Source organism: Ruminococcus sp. (assembly GCF_019417665.1).
Classification (GTDB): Bacteria; Bacillota; Clostridia; order Oscillospirales; family Ruminococcaceae; genus Ruminococcus_C.
This window is the reverse complement of record NZ_DXUU01000050.1, coordinates 1-18,960: the sequence shown is the minus strand read 5'-3', so window position 1 is coordinate 18,960 and position 18,960 is coordinate 1. Positions and strand designations below refer to the sequence as shown.

The window sequence follows — 18,960 nt, the reverse complement described above, 5'->3', positions numbered from 1 at the left end:
TTTATTATACTAGGTTTTTCTCTGTTTGTATAGGGGGTTTTTAGAGATGCCCTAAAGTTTATATACAAGAAAAAACAAAGCAGTTGGTGAATGCGATAGAACGAAACGATGTTCAAGGAGTAACTGAGATTGCTTCAAGTTGCAATGCGTGTGTAAATCAATGCAATTCCTGGTTTCCCAGATTATCTGTTATGTTGGATGCTTCTGTTTTATATCCATTGCAAATCGCTTGCAAAAACGATAATTCGGAAATTGTCCAAGTTCTGATAGAACATGGAGCGGATGTCAATTGCGTTGACCCCACAATCCATTCAACGCCGTTGATTATGACGTTACATTCTACAAATGATAATCGCTTCGATATCGCAGAGATATTGATTGAAAACGGCGCAGATGTCATTGTGAATGCAGATGATCACGGCGAAAATGCATTATCTGCTGCAACATTTTTATCTCCGACTCCCAGTGATGCAGAAAAAGAAGCGTCTCTGGAAATGCTTCAAGCAATTCTTTGCGAATACATCGAAAATGATATCAGCATAAGAGAAGTCTCGTGTAATTGCTATAATATCTATTTTCGGGCGAGTTCCAATGGCAATCTGGACGCAGTAAAATACCTTCTGGATCAAAACCTGTTTTCAGTTGATGAAACAGCATCAGATGGAAGTACGGCGCTTATGTATGCAGTAAAGGCGGACAAAGAATCTGTCGTGCAGTGTTTGATGAAACGGGGCGCAGATCCGTATACTATGGATGATTCTGAAAATTCAGCTTATGATTACGCTGTGAAAAATGACAGCCAGGAGATAATCAGATTGTTAACAAGCTTCTCTATGCGATGAGATACTGTTTGATTATGGAAAAGTCAAAAACTGATAGCTATAATATACAAAAAAGCCTGCCATTGCAAGCTGTACGGTTTTATGAGATTTCTGATGGCTGCTTTTGACTCCGCTTTTTGATGTTTTCACTTCTTTTGCTGACAAAATTTTGATGGTTAATTTGATTTATTGATCTCTGGAAAAGCGGACTTGTGATGAACGTGTATATACCACGGCAGGTCATTGACAATATCAACAGAAAAAGTCCGGCTTTTTGTGCAATTTTTTCGCTTTTCCAGATTTTTTGTCGATGGATTTACTTGACACTTATTAGTGCGTGTGCTATAATTATACTATGTATTGATCGTTTTATCATTGTTAAGCAGCGGGTGTTTGGATTCCCGCCAGCGGTGCTGGTATAAAACGATATCTGCTGATTATGGTAGAATATAAACAGCTTTTGTTCGTTTACGATAAACCTATGATTTATTACCCTGAGTTGGGTGGACTCGCTTTTATTTGTTGGGTTGAAATTGAAGGTTTATCACTTTGAGATAACAGTGAAATTTGAAGAGATTACAATTTGCCTGGGCGTATTCTCTGTTTCATGAAAGAAAATACTTAATTTAGGGGAGAATGGAAAATAGCATGAGTGTATTAAAAATAGCAGTAGCTGGGACAGGCTATGTGGGCTTGTCTATTGCGACATTGTTGGCACAGCATCATAAGGTATATGCTGTGGATATTATTCCTGAAAAGGTGGAATTGATCAACAACCGCAAATCTCCGATTCAGGATGAGTATATTGAAAAATATCTTGCAGAAAAAGAACTTGATTTAACAGCAACACTGGATGCAAAACTTGCATATACAGATGCTGATTTTGTTGTCATTGCTGCACCTACAAATTATGACAGTAAGAAGAATTTCTTTGATACATCGGCAGTTGAGTCGGTGATCCAGCTTGTGATGGAATATAATCCGAATGCCATTATGGTCATCAAGTCTACAATTCCGGTTGGTTATACAAAGTCAATTCGGGAGAAAACTGGCAGCAAGAATATTATCTTCAGCCCGGAATTTCTGCGTGAATCAAAAGCGCTTTATGACAATTTATATCCGAGCCGTATTATTGTCGGCACAGATATGAACGATGAGCATTTGGTGGAAGCTGCGCATACTTTCGCCGGACTTCTTCAGGAGGGTGCTATCAAAGAAAATATCGATACGCTTTTCATGGGATTCACAGAGGCTGAGGCGGTGAAACTGTTTGCAAATACTTATCTTGCACTTCGTGTCAGCTACTTCAACGAACTGGATACCTATGCCGAAATGAAGGGTCTGAACACACAACAGATCATTGATGGTGTATGTTTGGATCCCAGAATCGGAAGTCACTATAATAATCCGTCTTTTGGCTATGGCGGGTATTGTCTGCCGAAGGATACCAAGCAGCTGCTGGCAAATTATGCAGATGTGCCTGAAAATCTGATCGAGGCAATTGTCGAATCGAATAAAACTCGTAAGGATTTTATTGCTGATCGTGTATTGGAAAAGGCTGGATATTATAGCTATGGTGATAATCAGTTTGACGCTTCCAGAGAAAAGTCGGTCACAATTGGTGTTTATCGCTTGACGATGAAGAGTAATTCGGATAATTTCCGTCAGAGCAGTATCCAGGGCGTCATGAAACGTGTGAAGGCAAAAGGTGCTAAAGTTATCATCTATGAGCCGACTTTACAGAATGGAGAAACATTCTTCGGAAGTCTGGTGGTGAATGATCTGGAGAAGTTCAAGGCGCAAACGGATGCCATTATTGCAAATCGTTATGATGGTGATCTGGATGATGTGAAAGATAAAGTTTACACGAGAGATATTTTTATGAGAGATTAAGGAGGAGCTATGAAAGGAATTATCCTCGCCGGCGGTGCCGGTACAAGACTTTATCCATTGACCATGGTGACAAGCAAACAGTTGCTCCCAGTGTATGACAAGCCGATGGTGTACTATCCACTGTCCACTCTAATGCTTGCAGGCATCAAAGACATTCAGATTATTTCAACGCCTACCGATACCCCCAGATTTGAGGGTTTATTAGGTGACGGCAGTCAGTTTGGTATTCACTTGCAGTACAAAGTCCAGCCGTCTCCAGACGGACTGGCGCAGGCTTTTTTGCTGGGAGAAGAATTTATCGGCGATGACGCCTGTGCCATGGTGCTGGGAGATAATATTTTCTACGGCAATGGTTTTGGCACCATTCTTCGTTCCGCTGCAAAGGATGCGGAAAGCGGAAAAGCCACCGTATTTGGTTACTATGTCAATGATCCGGAGCGCTTCGGTATCGTGGAATTTGATGAAAAAGGCAAGGCGATTTCCATTGAGGAAAAGCCGGTGCAGCCCAAGAGCAATTATGCGGTAACCGGTCTGTATTTTTATCCTGCCGGCGTTTCCGCAAAGGCAAAGCAGGTGAAACCTTCTGCCCGTGGTGAATTGGAGATCACAACCCTGAATGATATGTATTTGCAGGACGGCGACCTGAACGTCAAGCTGCTAGGACGTGGCTTTGCATGGTTGGATACTGGTACTATGGATAGTCTGGTAGAAGCTGCCGATTTTGTCAAGATGATTGAAGATCGACAGGGTGTTACCATTTCCGCCCCGGAAGAAATTGCATTTATTAACAAGTGGATCACTAAGGAAAAGCTTTTGGAATCGGCAGAGCGCTATGGCAAGTCACCTTATGGTGTGCATCTGAAGGCAGTTGCAGAGGGAAAAATTCAATATTGAGAATAAGGGGTAACAGAGAATGACAATTATCGTAACAGGCGGTGCCGGTTTCATCGGCTCCAACTTTGTATTTCATATGCTAAAAGCTCATCCGGACTATCGTATTATTTGTCTGGACAAGCTGACCTATGCAGGCAATCTTTCCACCCTGGAACCGGTTATGGGAAATCCCAACTTCCGGTTTGTGAAACTGGACATCTGCGACCGTGAGGGCGTGTACAAGCTGTTCGAGGAAGAAAAGCCGGATATGGTAGTCAACTTCGCAGCAGAGTCACACGTAGATCGTTCCATTGAGAACCCGGAGATTTTTCTCCAGACTAACATTCTGGGTACGGCTGTCATGATGGACGCTTGCCGGAAGTACGGCATTCAGCGCTATCATCAGGTTTCTACGGATGAAGTGTATGGTGATTTGCCCCTGGACAGACCAGACCTGTTCTTCACCGAGGAAACACCCATTCACACATCCAGTCCCTATTCTTCTTCTAAGGCAGGTGCAGACTTGCTAGTGCTGGCTTATCACAGAACCTATGGACTGCCGGTGACGATTTCAAGATGCTCCAACAACTATGGACCCTATCATTTCCCGGAGAAGCTGATTCCGCTGATGATCGCCAATGCTTTGGCGGATAAGCCGCTGCCGGTTTACGGCAAGGGCGAGAATGTTCGTGACTGGCTGTATGTGGAGGATCATTGTCGCGCAATCGACCTTATTATCCACAAGGGCAGAGTCGGCGAGGTTTACAATGTGGGCGGTCACAACGAGATGAAGAACATCGACATTGTCAAGCTGATCTGCAAGGAACTGGGCAAACCAGAGAGTCTGATTACTTATGTGACAGACCGAAAGGGTCACGATATGCGTTATGCCATTGACCCGACAAAAATTCACAACGAACTGGGCTGGCTGCCGGAAACCAAGTTTGCAGACGGCATCAAAAAGACCATTCAGTGGTATCTGGACAACCAGAAATGGTGGAAGGACATCATTTCCGGCGAGTATCAGGATTACTATGAGAAGATGTACAAGAATAGATGAGGTGTCCGATGAAAGTATTTGTAACTGGTGTCAACGGACAGCTGGGGCACGATGTGATCAATGAACTGGCAAAGCGAGAATTTGATTGTGTTGGTTCCGATATTACGGAAAGCTATGCTGGTGCGGCGGACGGCTCTGCAGTGACTTGTGTAGCGTATGTTCCGCTGGATATTACGGACAGAGAGAACGTTCATGCAGTGATTGCTGAAGTGCAGCCAGATGTTATCATTCACTGTGCTGCATGGACAGCTGTGGATGCAGCAGAAGAAGAAGCAAATCAGCCAAAAGTCCAGGCAATCAATGTGCAGGGAACCAAGTATATTGCAGAAGCGGCAAAGGCAGCGGATGCAAAAATGGTTTATATCAGTACGGATTATGTATTCAATGGACAGGGCACTTCAGCTTGGCAGCCGGATTGCAAGGATTATGCGCCGCTGAATGTCTATGGGCAGACAAAGCTGGATGGCGAACTTGCGGTTTCCAGCATATTGGAAAAATATTTTATTGTCCGTATTGCCTGGGTATTTGGTCTGAATGGTAAGAACTTTATCAAGACTATGCTACATGTGGGCAAAACACATGATGAGGTGCGGGTGGTCAATGACCAGATTGGTACACCGACATATACACTGGATTTGGCAAGACTGCTTGTAGATATGATCGAAACAGAGAAGTATGGCTATTATCATGCCACCAATGAGGGCGGCTATATCAGTTGGTATGACTTTACAAAAGAAATTTTCCGACAGGCCGGTTATGCCACAAAAGTAACACCGGTAACAACTGCGGAATACGGTGTTTCTAAGGCAGCAAGACCTTTTAACAGCAGATTGGATAAGTCGAAGCTGACGGAGAACGGCTTTACGCCGCTGCCGGACTGGAAAGATGCACTGACAAGATACTTAGAAGAGGTTGAATGTTAATGGGACAGATTAAGGTTGAAAAAAATGTCGGTGGGATTGAGGGACTTTGTGTCATTACACCGGCTGTGCATGGCGATGCACGTGGATATTTCATGGAAACTTACAATCAGCGTGACATGGAAGAGGCTGGATTCCACATTGACTTTGTGCAGGATAATCAGTCTTGTTCAACCAAGGGCGTTCTGAGAGGACTGCATTTTCAGAAGCGATATCCGCAAACGAAGCTCGTGCGTGCGATCAAGGGGCGTGTATTTGACGTTGCGGTTGATTTACGAAAGGATTCGGAAACTTATGGCAAATGGTTTGGTGTGGAGCTGACGGAAGAGAACAAAAAGCAATTCCTCATTCCGAAAGGCTTTGCTCATGGATTTTTGGTACTTTCAGATGTAGCAGAGTTTTGCTACAAGTGCGATGATTTTTATCATCCAGACGATGAGGGAGGTTTGGCCTGGAATGATCCGGAAATTGGGATTGTTTGGCCGGAAGTGACTGGGGAGTATCCTGGAAATGCGGATAGCGCAGGATATAAACTTCAGGATGGGACAAAACTGAATTTGTCGGAGAAGGATAAGTTGTGGTTGAAACTGAAGGATACATTTCAGTTTTAAGGAGCGTGAATAAGTTGGCTAAAATTGCGGTTTTACTTGCAACGTATCAAGGTGAAACATATCTTAGTGAACAGCTCGATTCACTGCTTCAGCAGACCTTTCAAGATTTTGTGATTTATATTCATGATGATGGTTCATCGGATGGAACGCTGCAAGTGATTCAGGACTATGCTAAACAGTACCCTGAAAAGATCGTGTTATTGACTTATGAAAAAGCTGGTGGTTCAGCAGCGAATTTCATGTCTATGTTGCGTTATGCCAAAGAGCCGTATATCATGTTTTGCGATCAGGATGACGTTTGGCTGTCTGATAAGATAGAGCAATCTTATCAAACAATGAAATGTATTGAAGAGGGTGCTGAGAATCATCCTTGCTTGGTGTTTACGGATTTACGTGTTGTAGATCAGAACTTACAAACGATTTCCGAATCTTTTATGACATATACAAAACGCAATCCATATCGTACAGCATATACACAGTTGTTGGTGCAAAACGTAGCTCCTGGGTGTACCATGATGATAAATCAAACATTGGCGAAATATATGCAGCGATATACAAGTATGGAAGCAATTCAAATGCATGATTGGTGGGCAATATTGATTGCGTCTGCGTATGGAAAGGTTTCTTATCTAGCGAATGCTACCATTTTGTATCGTCAGCATATACAGAATGTAGTGGGAGCAGTTGATCGCTCTTTGCCGGCACGTTTGAAAAATTGTATCTCTGCTTATCAAAAGGGCACTTATATTAGCATGAAACGTGAAGGAATGAAAAATCTAATTGCTTTTGCGGAGAATTTGCTGCAGGTAGGTGATTTACCAGTAGAAAAACGTGAGACCTTGGAAGGCATATGTTGTTTCCCTTCTATGTCAAAGTTGCAAAGAATTCGTTTTTGCAAAAAGTATGATGTTTCAACCTATCAGAGAAATTGGTGGTTTTTGTGTTGGGTTTGATTTTTTAGGAAATTACTGATGAAATCTCGTGTATAGATTTGTATAGTTGTTTTGCTACTCAAGGATAGTAAGCTATAAGGTGGGATTTAATTAGTGATTCCCTGGATAACATGAATGAACAAAGGGGAAAGTTATGCAGCATGTAATGATTATCGGTTCTAAGGGTATTCCCGGTGCATACGGTGGATATGAAACTTTTGTTGACAAATTAACGGCATACCATGAGAAATCTTCAGAAATCATGTATCATATTGCGTGTAAAGATACAAAAACAAGAGAGACGACTTATCATGGTGCACATTGCTTTCATATAAAGGTACCGAATATTGGTGCAGCACAGGCGATTTATTATGATTTGGCAGCACTGCGTTATTGTGTACGGTATTTGAAGGAAAATCAAATTTCAAATCCAATTGTGTATATTCTAGCATGTAGAATAGGACCGTTCATGTTTCATTATAAAAAACAAATTGAGAAACTTGGAGGAAAGGTGTATGTCAACCCAGATGGTCATGAATGGATGCGTGCCAAGTGGTCGTTGCTAGTTCGGAAATACTGGAAAATTTCTGAAAAATTGATGGTCAAGCATGCAGACCTGTTGGTTTGTGACAGCAAAAATATTGAGGCGTACATTCAAAAAACTTATCAATCTTATCATCCCAGCACGACATATATTGCTTATGGTGCAGAAATTTATCATAAATCTTCTACAGCGTCAGAAAAATTGCAGGCATGGCTTGTGGAAAAAGGACTGAAGAAAAACGGCTATTATTTGGTAGTCGGTCGGTTTGTCCCAGAAAATAATTATGAGACGATGATTCTGGAATTTATGAAGAGTCAGTCCAAACACGATTTTGCGCTGATTACTAATGTAGAGGATGCATTTCTGGCAAGGTTGAAGGAGCAAACGCACTTTGATCAGGATCCCCGCATCAAATTTGTGGGAACAGTGTATGATCAGGATCTGCTGCGGGAGATTCGTGCTAATGCGTATGGTTATTTACATGGGCATGAGGTCGGCGGAACGAATCCGAGTCTGTTGGAAGCACTCGGCTCTACCTCGTTGAACCTGCTGTTGGATGTGGGGTTTAACCGAGAATGCGCAGACACCAGTGCACTGTATTGGAATAAAACTCCCGGAAATCTGGCGTGTCTTTTGGAAGAGGCAGATCAAATGACGGAGGAGCAGATTACAAAGTTAGGGGAGCTTGCGAAAGAGCGGATTATACGTTATTATAGTTGGTCATATATTTCAAACCAATATCGGGAGCTATTTATGGGTGATGGCATATGAAAAAATGTTAACACTATTTGCAGCACTTTTAGCCTTCCAAAAACGATTTGCTTTAATTTTTATTATTTTCCTTTTAAAACTGCAATTAGGCTTCCGGTCTTTGTTTCTTATTCAACGTAATATAAAATCATTTATGATAAAAATTGGTATAAATAAAGGCAGCTTTAATTTAAGTGATGGAAAAAAGCAAATATGGAGATTGGATAAAAATGGAATTGCACCGTGATCGATGGGGATGGTCATAAATTATATATGAATGATAAGAGAGTAAATCCATCTGCATCAATTACTGTTGGCGAACATTGTTGGATTGCAGCAAATGTGTCTTTGTTGAAAGGTACGGAGATTGCGAATAACTGTGTTATTGGCTATGGGTCTATAGTTTCTGGAAAATTTAAGGCTGATCATAGCCTTATTGCTGGTGCTAAAGCAAAAGTGAGGAAAGAAAATATTGTCTGGAAAGAGTAAGGAGAAATCATATCATGGATATCATTATTATCCCATTCCATGACTATAAGAAATGGATTCATGAGGGATTTCGTACACGTGATGCTCATGTCTTACAACACCTGATGGGTGATCAACGGATTGGTAAAATTTTGGTGGTAAATCGTCCGGTATCGTTGGCTGAAATGCTGCTGAAACATACCTCATGGAAAACGCCGACAGATGATGTTGTTTATCACGAAAAGCAAATGCAGCTCACACAAATGGAGAAGAATGTTTGGTGTGTGGACATTTTTCTTCCAGATTTTCTACGTGTGGTCAAAGAACGCAAACGTTGGTGGTTTTCTGCGTTTTGCCGACCGTTTGTATTGAAAAAAATTCAAAATGCCGTTTCTTATTTGCAGATGAAGGATACGGTTTTATTTCTGCAAAATCCTATGGTAGTAGGCGTAATAGATGCCATTCCACATAAGATTCTTGCTTTTGATGCAATTGACAACTGGCTTCACCATCCTCAGATGCATGATAGTTACGATTTGGTGCAAAAAAATTATCAAATTATAAATGAAAAAGCAGATGTTATTTTTACTGTTTCTAAAGCGCTCACAAAAATTTTTCCGACAAATGCAAATGTTCATTGGATTGCAAATGGAGTTGATATTTCATTTTTTTCTGATGCTTTTTGTCAACGGAAAGTGCCATCGGATCCAATTGTAATTGGATATGTGGGGAAAATCCAGGAGAGAGTAGATTTTGATTTGTTGGAACGCTGTTTAAATGCTTGCCCTGATTGTATATTTGAGATCTGTGGACCGGTGTATGCACAGCAAAAAAAAGTGCGTCAACTGGATGCAGCATATTCCAATATTCATTTCACCGGTGATATTCATTATCATAATCTTCCTGATGAAATGCGGAAAATGGATATCGCCATTATACCGCATAAGATAAATTCTTTTACGGAAAGTATGAATCCGCTGAAATTGTATGAATACCTAGCAGCTGGAAAGATGGTCGTTACGACTGCCGTTGCAGGCACAGAATCTATTTCTCCTTATGTTAGAAATTGTGCCGATTCAGATAGCTTTGTTTCAGAGCTTCAGAAACTTGTTCAACAGATACAACAGTCTCCAATTGAGTCAGAGAAAATACAATTATCGATTCCTTTGGAGTGTAGTTGGGATTTTCGAACACAACAAATGCTGGGATTATTTGAAAAAACACTTGTAAAAAAACAACCTCAAAGAGGTTGTAAAATTGGATTTGTGATTTTACACTATTTAACTACAGAAGATACGTTGCAATGTGTAAAGTCAATTTTAATGCATGTTCCAGTGGAAAAGCGAATCGTTATCGTAGATAATGGTTCGAATAATGGTTCATTTGAATTGTTGCAAAAAAAGCTTAAAAATTTATCAGAAATAATACTTGTTCAGAGCAATGAGAATCTTGGATTTGCAAAAGGAAATAATTTGGGAATTCAGGTTTTGCAGGAAAAATTTTGCTGTCCATTTACGGTTGTACTAAATAATGATACTACTATTGAGCAAGATGGATGGTATGACCAAATTCAAAAAGAATATGAAGAAAGTGAATTTGCTGTTCTTGGACCAAAAATTATTACGCAAGATGGTGCAATCACATCAAATCCAGTACGGGAAGCACCATTGAGTGAAAAAGCAATTGATAATTTGATATTGCGGCGGTGGTTGAAATTATTGCTGTGCAAATTCGGTTTGCACAGGCTTATTCATCCGGCGGGGACAAAAATAGGTATTTCTTCTATTGATCATGAAGAACGCTATGAAAATGTGCAGCTGCATGGTGCATGTATTATTTTTTCAGAGAAGTTTTTTGAAAAATTCTCTGGTTTTGATTCGCGGACATTTTTGTATTTTGAAGAAGATATTCTGTTTCATCACCTTTTACATAATCAATTGAAAAGCGTGTATCTTCCCACATTGGAACTGCATCATGCGGAGGATTCTGCCACAAATGCATCAATGAAATCCAATCGCAGTAAAAATATTTTTGTTTTTTCTAATGAAATTCGTTCGCTCAAGATTTTGAAACAATTGAAAAAACAACAGAAATAAATCAGATAAAGAGTACGGAAAAGGTCAAGTGAATTGGTGATGTTTTTGCCAAAGTAAAGCTTGGATTTTTTCGTTTAGGGAGTAGCCATAAAGGCAGGCATACCACTTACGTGTTAGCTTTCATCAGTGATTCCCTGAAAATATGAATAGAGTAAGAAGCGGGGAATCTAAAAAAATATCTTAGCTTGTTGAAAGGAGGTGCGGAAAAGCATTTTATGAAAACTGTCAATATGCTATTGTATTTGATGGGAGTATTTTCCACCATGTATATTGTTCGAATAGGCGGCATTCCAGTTTCAACACTGTTAGCTGTAATTTGTATCATTGTTATTATTATTTGTCGTGGTAAAGTGGCACTCTTGGGAGATAAGTGTTTTTTTGCCTTTTTGTGTGCATCGACACTGACAACGATTTTGATGTTGCTTTCAGACACTACAAATTTTAAAACCCAAATTATTACACTTGGCGTCATGGGGATTTTATACTTTTGTATTACACAAATGAAGCTCCTCCCTGATTCCAGCATAAAAATATTTTTTTCTGGATTGCGATTATCGTGTATTTTGCACTTGGCGTGGTGCTTAATACAATTTTTTGCTTATCAGTTGTTTGATATGGATATAAATCGCATGATATTTGTGGATGCACTTAATATGGTAAGCAATGCGAGTCGTTACCGAGAAGGGACTCTTGCCATCACAGGATTTTGTTGGCATCCAAGTAATTTAATTCCAGTACTGCTAATTTCAGGTATATTATTGAATCGCTGGTATATATGGGTGATTTGCTTTTTTATTGTGATTTATGCGCATAGCGGTACAGCGCTCTTAGGATTGATGATAGCATTTATATTGGTTCTGCCGCTGCACATACCACAGGTAGTAGTTAGAATAAAGAAAATCAAGATTTCTACGGTATTTCTTTTTTTTATGACAGTATCAGTTGTTATTGTTGTTTTAGTAAAGACAGATTTGTTTTCTATAATGATAGAAAAATATAGAGAACTTTATGAACGTGTTTTCAGTACAGGCGATATGAGTGCGCAAGTGCATATGCGGTATTATGTTATGCTGCCATTTGTCTGGTTAAATTCTAGTATTTTAGAAATTCTTTTTGGATGTGGCTTGGGGTGCTCTGGTGTGTTGTTTTCCCGTTATTTCAATCAATATACACAGCTGGACGCATGGATTGTTGAATCTGACCCTATGAATTACATGTATAGTGTGGGAATCGTTGGATTCTTATTGTTTTATACGTGGATCTTTCAGTTGTTTCGCAGTGCCAAAGGAAAGAATAAACGATATTCATTGCTACTTGTTTGTTTGATTATTTGTGGCATTACGTATAATGTGCAGTATGAATGGGTTATCATGATTGAATTAGCAATGGCAATTTGTTTGAAGCGGGATATCGATATCTTCCAGTCAGATTCTTTGCTATGGCAAGAAAAAAAGCCAAAAAGAAAAATCAAACTTTGTTAAAAATCGAATTTTTTAAAAGGAGGATGTATGGTGAGTTCTGCTTCACTGCGCTTGCAAAAAAATTCAATTATTTATATCCTGGATATTGGCGCAAGAACTGGAGGGGGGGAAGCACTGTATCAGTTGCGCTTGGATCTGGAACATATGGGATATGAGGCGTATATTCTTTATTATCAAGAGGATCTTTCCACATTAAATCTTTCAGAAAAGTTTTTGCAGTATTTTGACGGGGCACAGAAAATCTGTACTCGTAAGGATGTGATAGATGACAAGAATAACTGTATTATTGTTCCAGAGGCGGCAACAACTTATTTGTTTGATTATCCAAACCTACAAAAGATTATTTGGTGGCTATCTATTCATAACTATGATGGTGCTTATGTAAAGCGTGAACCGCGCCATTCCAGCTTATTGAATCCACTGAAAAAAGTATATCATCGTATACAATTTTGGAAGCTAGCAGCAGCACGAATGCAGAAGTATCATAAAGTATGCTTTCCACTCAATCAAGTTGCACTGCATATGGCAGGTTCTTACTATGTTCTGGAAACTCTAAAGACAAAATATCATATACAATCCGAATTGCTGATTCATTCAATCGGTATAGATTTTTTGAAAATGGGAGAGTGGTCAAGACAACAAGATATAGCTTCACGGGAAGACATTGTTCTTTATAATCCTTCTAAGCCTTCTAGTATCATGCACCAGCTTTTACAACGAAACAAATTCCATTATGTACCAATTTGTAATATGACACCGACGCAGATGATTGCACTGTTTCGCAAAAGTAAGCTGTATATTGATTTTGGTTTTTTCCCCGGGCCAGAACGTTTGCCAAAGGAAACTGTTTATAATGGTGTTGCTGTACTGGTGGGAAAACGAAATGCGTCAGTGAATCCATATGATGTAATGATTCCAGAGGAGTACAAGTTAGATCCTCACACAAAACCAGAATTGGTGGAAATGAAAATCGCCGATATGTTAGAACGGTATGATGAAATCTACCATGATTTTGATGCATTTCGTAAAATGATAACAGAAATGGAACCCAATTATTATTTGCAGTTAAAGAAATTTTTTCAAGGGGATCTGGAATGAATTTACGATTGCAAAAAAGGAATGTGAAATTTGATGGCTTAAGGATAATTGCTATGCCATGATTATCTGCCATCACTGTATTATTAATAATTTTGGTGCGCATTGTTTTTCTTGTCATTATATGCAGTTTGTATCTACTTTATCTGTAGTGCAATAGATTTGATTTTGAAAGCAACGATTGGCAAAGTATTGCAATGGATCAGTATACAAATAGATTCTCTGATGCGGCATTTGATGACTTCTCGTCTGTTTCAGGGAAAGCAGCCGAATTCGAAAGGATGATATGATACATGGAAACTTCCAATAAACAGGTCAGTGTTATCGTTCCGATTTACAATGTAGAAGCTTATTTGGAAGAATGTTTGGACAGTATATGTGCACAGACTTATCAAGAAATCGAAATTATATTGGTGAATGACGGATCTACAGACAATAGCCTTGCTATCTGCAAGCATTATGCAGAAAAAGACTCTCGTATTCAAGTGATTGACAAGGAGAATGGCGGGCTGTCTGATGCCAGAAATGCCGGACTGGATGCAGCTACTGGTGAATACATTTATTTTTTGGACAGCGATGACTTCATTGATCCGGAAACCATTGCGCTGCTGACTGCCGCTTCTGAAGCAGAACAAGTTGATTTCATCAACTTTGACGGAGTAGCTTTCCTGGATGGAGAAAATCCTTGGAAAGTCGACGGTGATATTTCACAAACTTATATAAAAAAGAATACATATACCGGTATCATGACTGGGGCAGCGCTTTTTGAAGCTCAGGAAAAATGCAAGGAGTACCATTCACCAGTGCAAATGTATTTCTTTCGCCATTCTTTTTTACTGGAGCATGCGCTCCGATTTTATAAAGGTATTTTGCACGAAGATATTCTCTTTATGTTTTTGGCGCATATGGCTGCGAAACGTGCCCTGCATATTCCCTATGCACTTTATCATAGACGAATGCGAGCAGGCTCTATTATGGGACAGGCGGTATCAGAAAAAAATTTAACTGGTCTATACACGGTATTACAACAAATTTTACAATATGATGATTTTGCTGCTAGTGACGCAGAAACTCGTTCTGCTTATCTTACCGGAGTGGTCAGTATTCTCAATTTCTATTTTTCGCAGTATTATTCGGTGCAGAAGAAATCTGACTCTGTCGAGGCGCAATACCAGGAATTGATTACATGTTTCCAACAAAATGCATATTTTCAGAGCAAGGAATTGGAACAATGTATAGAAGATAGAAAGCGTATTCAACAAAAACAATTTTTTCAAAAGCATCGTTATTGCCGCAAAGCAGGGAAGGCACTAAAACTGGTGTACCGGAAACTTGTTGGCAAAAAGACTGATCCAACGGCAGAATTTGCACAAGTGTTTGCCGAATTGCAGAAAACTGCATCCGAAGAAAAGCGGATTATTGTATTGTGTGTTCCGCATCAACATGGAAACTGTGGCGATCAAGCAATTGCGATCGCTGAAAAAAACCTGTTGGAAGAACAGTGTTCTGACTACGCAATTGTCGAAATTCCAGCAGGGCTTTGTGAGTTTTATACAAAAGCATTGAAGCCCTATCTGCGTGCGAATGATATTTATATGGTGCATGGCGGAGGTAATTTTGGAAGCTTATGGCGGCATAATGAACTGGCAGCATTACGTGTTTTACAATATGTACCCAATAGTCGTGTGATTGTTTTTCCGCAAACGATCTATTACTCTTCTGATACAATTGGCGATGCACAATTGCAGGCAGATCGTAAATCTTTTGCGCAGCTGACAGATTTGCATATTTTTGTTCGTGACCAATTTTCTTATGATTTCATTCAAAAGCAAGATTTGTTCCCAAACGCAAAGCATGTTTTTCTCATTCCTGATATGGTTATTTCATTGGATATGCAGCATCTTGTTGATGGTACGCGAAATGGTGCATTGTTGTGTTTACGCCCAGATTTAGAAGCCGTATTGTCTCAATCTGAAAAAAATCAGATTTATCAAATTGCATTACAGCACTTTTCACATGTGCATTTTATTGCTACAAATGATACATCAGATCCGATTTCTATGTATGATCGAGTGGGAAAAGTAGAAGAATTATTAAAACAATTTGCAAAATCTGAATTGTTAGTAACAGATCGCCTGCATGGCATGGTGCTGGCTGCAATAACTGGAACACCTTGCGTTGCGCTAAATAATCTCTCCAATAAGGTGCGTGGCGTGTATCAGTGGCTTCAGGATTTGGAGTATGTCGAATTCGTAGAAAACGTATCTGAGGTAGAAGCGGCAATTGCTCAAGTTACTGCTGTAACGTCACCAAAATATGATTCAAGTGTATATGACGCATATTATCAGAAAATCATAGATTGTATTCGAAGTGAAACACGTAGTGGAGGTACTTCATGAAAAATCAATTTATTGTCACAGAAGTGGAAGTACATCAAAATCAAATTCTCTGTTATTATACAATACAGGGGAATACTTCATGGCACAACTGTTTTCCCAAGGAATATTCTTGTCTGGAAGTCACATATTCTCAATCGATTGGAGATGTTCCAAAGGGAGTTGCAGTGATTCCACTATTATGTGATGTTCTTCCCATTGTGTGGCTGATGGATGCTGAAATTGTTGTAGATGAATTGGATCAGTCTTTTTATAACAGCATTGCAGGATTTAAAAACGGATATATTAAAATGTATCCCGAACTAAAGTTTGGAGGACTTATCACAGCGAAAAAGCTCATTTCCTATACATACAATACTGAAAAATCTGCTGTTTTATTCAGCGGTGGTGTAGATGCATTTAATACATTGTTTTCCAATATGGCAGAACATCCTGCATTGATAACCTTGTGGGGTGCGGATATTGCCTGTGACAATGAGGAAGGTTGGAAACCTGTACAACAGCAGGTTGAAGAAACAGCTGCAAAATTTGATTTATCCTATTATATTGTTCGTACCAATTTCCGAAAAATTATTTCTGAAGCAACAATGACTAATTTCGTGCAGGAAAAAAACCATGCACTTGGCTGGTGGCACGATTTTCAGCATGGAATTGGCATTATCAGCCATGTTGCACCAATTGCATATCAATTTGGCATTGGCAAAGTTTATATTGCATCCTCTTTTACCGCAGCGGATACCTACACTTGTGCATCTGACCCGACGATTGATAATTTTGTCAGATTTGGAAACACGGTTGTGATCCATGACGGTTATGAATACAATCGTCAAATGAAAATTCATAACATATGCAGTTACACCGAGGAACATCATGTCACAGCACCATTACGTGTTTGTTGGAAATCCACGACCGGACGAAACTGCTGTACCTGCGAAAAATGTTATCGTACCATGATGGGCGTTTTGGCAGAAGGAAAAGATCCCCAAAAACTGGGCTTTACCAAATATGATGCAACTGTACGCAAGAATATGCTGCATGATTTACGGTATGGTCTAATTTCCAAGTACAACAAACGACGCTACTGCTATATCCAGCAGCGTCTGCGTGAGGTTTATACACGAAAAAATTGCCCGAATGACCTGAAATGGTTTTATCGTCTGAAATTTGAAGACACCATGCCGCACTGGGAAAAATTCTGGCTACGCTGTCGTAGAAAGTGGAAACGAATGTTTGGAAGGGTCGGTGAATAATGCAAATGGGCAGTGAATCAAGAAAAGTCAATACCATAAAAAATGCAGCAACTAGTCTTCTGAATCAAGTAATAACGCTCCTGTTTAATTTTGTTACTCGATCTATTTTTATTCATTTTCTTGGCGCAGAATATTTAGGTATCAATGGTCTATTTGCTAATGTGCTGCAAGTACTATCAATGGCGGATTTGGGATTCAATACGGCGATTGTCTTCAGCATGTATAAACCCATTGCGGAAAATGATGAAAAAACACAAGCTGCATTGATGAACTTTTACCGTAAGGTATACAATGTAATCGCAATTGTCGTTGCGCTCATTGGTTTGGCGTTGATCCCACTCCTCCCATTTATTGTGAAGACAGAAACAGAAATTCCACACCTGACCTTATACTATATTCTTTATCTTTCTAATACTGTAGTTTCCTATTTGTTTGTCTATAAAACATCCATAACCACGGCACATCAGAAATCTTATTTGCTGAATAATTATGATTCTTTTTTTGTCATTCTCCGGAATATACTGCAAATTTTATCTTTGATTGTTTTCCACAGTTTTGTTTTGTATTTGATTATACAGATTGTGGTGGGCTGGGTAAATAATTTTATAAAAGCCTATCGCTCTCAAAAAATGTATCCTTATATTAAGGAAAAAGAAGTTCTTGCACCAGAATTGAAAAAAGATATTTTCAATAATATCAAATCAATGTTTATCTATCGTATAGGCGGCGTTTTGTTAAATAATACGGATAATATTTTGATTTCTGCGATGATAGGAACAATTGTTGTAGGATATTATTCCAATTATTTTATGGTAATAAACGCTGTTACTACATTTACAAATCTTTTGTTTAATTCCATGACAGCAAGTATCGGTAATTTGAATGTAAGTACGGATACAGAAAATAAATATTTGTTTTTCAAGCGAATTAATTTTGCAACCGCATGGTTGTTTTCATTTTGTGGTGTTTGCTTTTTTGTTTTGTTGAATGATTTCGTCACGATTTGGCTTGGATCAGAATTTGTGTTGGATCAATTGACGTTGATTGCAATTGTTTTAAATTTTGTTATGCCGGGAAGTATTCGAATTGTTTCTTTGTACCGAGATACAACGGGCATGTTCCGGCAAACAAAGTATGTTTTCTTTATTACATCCATTATCAACCTGATTCTTTCTATAATACTGGGAAAGTTGATGGGACTTTCAGGCATTTTACTGGCAACTGCAATTGCTAGATTTCTGACAAATATGTGGTTTGAACCACTTGTGTTGTTTCGGAGTTATTTTAAAAAGAATGTGTGGAAATATTATTTTTCTAATCAGTTCATCTATTGGATTGTATTCATTTTTAGCGCTGCATTGACGTATTTTATTGCAAGTTGGATCTCACATATATCAATTTTGACCTTACTATTAAAGGGATTGCTCTGTTTGATTGTACCAAATGCAATCATGTTTTTGCTGTATCGAAAAACAGATGAACTGGATTACTTTAAACAAATGGCATCTCAAATTGTCTTAAAAATAAAAAATAAAAAGTAAATTATTGGAGAGTGGAACCAGCAGACCAGATATTCTGATTAGTGAATTTCAGTAGAATAAACTGGCTGTTATTATTGAAGTAAACTTTCATGCAAAAGGAAAAGCCTGCACATGGCAGGCTTTTCCTTTTTGTATTTAAAAAATCCCCGGCTAGGCCGGGGGTTCAGAAAAGCTTATAGCTATGAGTCTTGAAAAAATAACTCCTTTTGATTATAATAAGTTTGCGGCT

Annotated in this window: 16 protein-coding genes and 1 pseudogene; all 17 read left to right on the top strand. The window is 39.1% G+C overall.

Annotation, left to right across the window (positions count from 1 at the left end; translation table 11 throughout):
- The first annotated feature begins 191 nt into the window (after positions 1–191).
- The 17 genes and pseudogenes from QZ375_RS11480 to QZ375_RS11400 all read left to right on the top strand — a co-directional run bounded on the left by QZ375_RS11480 (position 192) and on the right by QZ375_RS11400 (position 18,731).
- Positions 192–842: an ankyrin repeat domain-containing protein gene (locus QZ375_RS11480; RefSeq protein ID WP_295219314.1), complete on the top strand. Its 651-nt coding sequence runs from the start codon at positions 192–194 to the stop codon at positions 840–842.
- Between the two features lie 376 nt (positions 843–1,218).
- Positions 1,219–1,317: pseudogene (locus QZ375_RS11475) on the top strand (glucose-1-phosphate thymidylyltransferase); the annotation flags it as partial.
- Between the two features lie 152 nt (positions 1,318–1,469).
- Positions 1,470–2,714, top strand: coding sequence for a nucleotide sugar dehydrogenase (locus QZ375_RS11470; protein ID WP_295219313.1), 1,245 nt, complete (start codon positions 1,470–1,472; stop codon positions 2,712–2,714).
- Positions 2,715–2,723: 9 nt separating this feature from the next.
- Positions 2,724–3,608: a glucose-1-phosphate thymidylyltransferase RfbA gene (gene rfbA / locus QZ375_RS11465; protein WP_295219311.1), complete on the top strand. Its 885-nt coding sequence runs from the start codon at positions 2,724–2,726 to the stop codon at positions 3,606–3,608.
- A gap of 19 nt (positions 3,609–3,627) precedes the next feature.
- Complete coding sequence (gene rfbB / locus QZ375_RS11460) at positions 3,628–4,647, top strand: dTDP-glucose 4,6-dehydratase (RefSeq protein ID WP_295219309.1); 1,020 nt, start codon at positions 3,628–3,630, stop codon at positions 4,645–4,647.
- A gap of 8 nt (positions 4,648–4,655) precedes the next feature.
- On the top strand, positions 4,656–5,570 hold the full coding sequence (gene rfbD, locus QZ375_RS11455; RefSeq protein ID WP_295219307.1) for a dTDP-4-dehydrorhamnose reductase: 915 nt from the start codon (positions 4,656–4,658) through the stop codon (positions 5,568–5,570).
- On the top strand, positions 5,570–6,178 hold the full coding sequence (rfbC, locus tag QZ375_RS11450) for a dTDP-4-dehydrorhamnose 3,5-epimerase (RefSeq protein WP_295219305.1): 609 nt from the start codon (positions 5,570–5,572) through the stop codon (positions 6,176–6,178). Before rfbD ends, rfbC begins: the two co-directional genes overlap by 1 nt.
- The gene (locus QZ375_RS11445; RefSeq protein ID WP_295219303.1) at positions 6,145–7,131 is read left to right on the top strand and encodes a glycosyltransferase family 2 protein; all 987 of its coding nucleotides are present in this window, start codon (positions 6,145–6,147) and stop codon (positions 7,129–7,131) included. The genes rfbC and QZ375_RS11445 overlap by 34 nt, the downstream gene beginning before the upstream one ends.
- 133 nt (positions 7,132–7,264) lie before the next feature.
- On the top strand, positions 7,265–8,425 hold the full coding sequence (cps2T, locus tag QZ375_RS11440; RefSeq protein WP_295219301.1) for a beta 1-4 rhamnosyltransferase Cps2T: 1,161 nt from the start codon (positions 7,265–7,267) through the stop codon (positions 8,423–8,425).
- Positions 8,412–8,651 carry a hypothetical protein gene (locus QZ375_RS11435; RefSeq protein WP_295219298.1) on the top strand — a complete coding sequence of 80 codons (240 nt, stop codon included), beginning with the start codon at positions 8,412–8,414 and terminating at the stop codon, positions 8,649–8,651. The genes cps2T and QZ375_RS11435 overlap by 14 nt, the downstream gene beginning before the upstream one ends.
- Positions 8,648–8,893: a hypothetical protein gene (locus tag QZ375_RS11430; protein WP_295219296.1), complete on the top strand. Its 246-nt coding sequence runs from the start codon at positions 8,648–8,650 to the stop codon at positions 8,891–8,893. Before QZ375_RS11435 ends, QZ375_RS11430 begins: the two co-directional genes overlap by 4 nt.
- A 14-nt stretch (positions 8,894–8,907) precedes the next feature.
- Positions 8,908–10,968: a glycosyltransferase gene (locus QZ375_RS11425; protein ID WP_295219293.1), complete on the top strand. Its 2,061-nt coding sequence runs from the start codon at positions 8,908–8,910 to the stop codon at positions 10,966–10,968.
- Positions 10,969–11,183: 215 nt separating this feature from the next.
- On the top strand, positions 11,184–12,449 hold the full coding sequence (locus tag QZ375_RS11420) for a hypothetical protein (RefSeq protein ID WP_295219291.1): 1,266 nt from the start codon (positions 11,184–11,186) through the stop codon (positions 12,447–12,449).
- A 27-nt stretch (positions 12,450–12,476) separates the two neighbouring features.
- The gene (locus QZ375_RS11415; RefSeq protein ID WP_295219288.1) at positions 12,477–13,547 is read left to right on the top strand and encodes a hypothetical protein; all 1,071 of its coding nucleotides are present in this window, start codon (positions 12,477–12,479) and stop codon (positions 13,545–13,547) included.
- 290 nt (positions 13,548–13,837) lie between these two features.
- Positions 13,838–15,943 carry a glycosyltransferase gene (locus tag QZ375_RS11410; RefSeq protein ID WP_295219286.1) on the top strand — a complete coding sequence of 702 codons (2,106 nt, stop codon included), beginning with the start codon at positions 13,838–13,840 and terminating at the stop codon, positions 15,941–15,943.
- Complete coding sequence (locus tag QZ375_RS11405) at positions 15,940–17,190, top strand: hypothetical protein (RefSeq protein ID WP_295219279.1); 1,251 nt, start codon at positions 15,940–15,942, stop codon at positions 17,188–17,190. The genes QZ375_RS11410 and QZ375_RS11405 overlap by 4 nt, the downstream gene beginning before the upstream one ends.
- 5 nt (positions 17,191–17,195) lie before the next feature.
- Positions 17,196–18,731 carry an oligosaccharide flippase family protein gene (locus QZ375_RS11400; RefSeq protein WP_295219275.1) on the top strand — a complete coding sequence of 512 codons (1,536 nt, stop codon included), beginning with the start codon at positions 17,196–17,198 and terminating at the stop codon, positions 18,729–18,731.
- Positions 18,732–18,960 lie beyond the last annotated feature (229 nt).

Bases quoted from the DNA above. Each gene is read 5' to 3' on its own strand.
- QZ375_RS11410 (WP_295219286.1), top strand. From the start codon at position 13,838: ATGGAAACTTCCAATAAACAGGTCAGTGTTATCGTTCCGATTTACAAT.
- QZ375_RS11405 (WP_295219279.1), top strand. From the start codon at position 15,940: ATGAAAAATCAATTTATTGTCACAGAAGTGGAAGTACATCAAAATCAA.
- rfbA (WP_295219311.1), top strand. From the start codon at position 2,724: ATGAAAGGAATTATCCTCGCCGGCGGTGCCGGTACAAGACTTTATCCA.
- cps2T (WP_295219301.1), top strand. From the start codon at position 7,265: ATGCAGCATGTAATGATTATCGGTTCTAAGGGTATTCCCGGTGCATAC.
- QZ375_RS11425 (WP_295219293.1), top strand. From the start codon at position 8,908: ATGGATATCATTATTATCCCATTCCATGACTATAAGAAATGGATTCAT.
- rfbC (WP_295219305.1), top strand. From the start codon at position 5,570: ATGGGACAGATTAAGGTTGAAAAAAATGTCGGTGGGATTGAGGGACTT.
- rfbB (WP_295219309.1), top strand. From the start codon at position 3,628: ATGACAATTATCGTAACAGGCGGTGCCGGTTTCATCGGCTCCAACTTT.
- QZ375_RS11400 (WP_295219275.1), top strand. From the start codon at position 17,196: ATGGGCAGTGAATCAAGAAAAGTCAATACCATAAAAAATGCAGCAACT.
- QZ375_RS11415 (WP_295219288.1), top strand. From the start codon at position 12,477: ATGGTGAGTTCTGCTTCACTGCGCTTGCAAAAAAATTCAATTATTTAT.
- QZ375_RS11480 (WP_295219314.1), top strand. From the start codon at position 192: ATGTTGGATGCTTCTGTTTTATATCCATTGCAAATCGCTTGCAAAAAC.
- QZ375_RS11420 (WP_295219291.1), top strand. From the start codon at position 11,184: ATGAAAACTGTCAATATGCTATTGTATTTGATGGGAGTATTTTCCACC.
- rfbD (WP_295219307.1), top strand. From the start codon at position 4,656: ATGAAAGTATTTGTAACTGGTGTCAACGGACAGCTGGGGCACGATGTG.
- QZ375_RS11470 (WP_295219313.1), top strand. From the start codon at position 1,470: ATGAGTGTATTAAAAATAGCAGTAGCTGGGACAGGCTATGTGGGCTTG.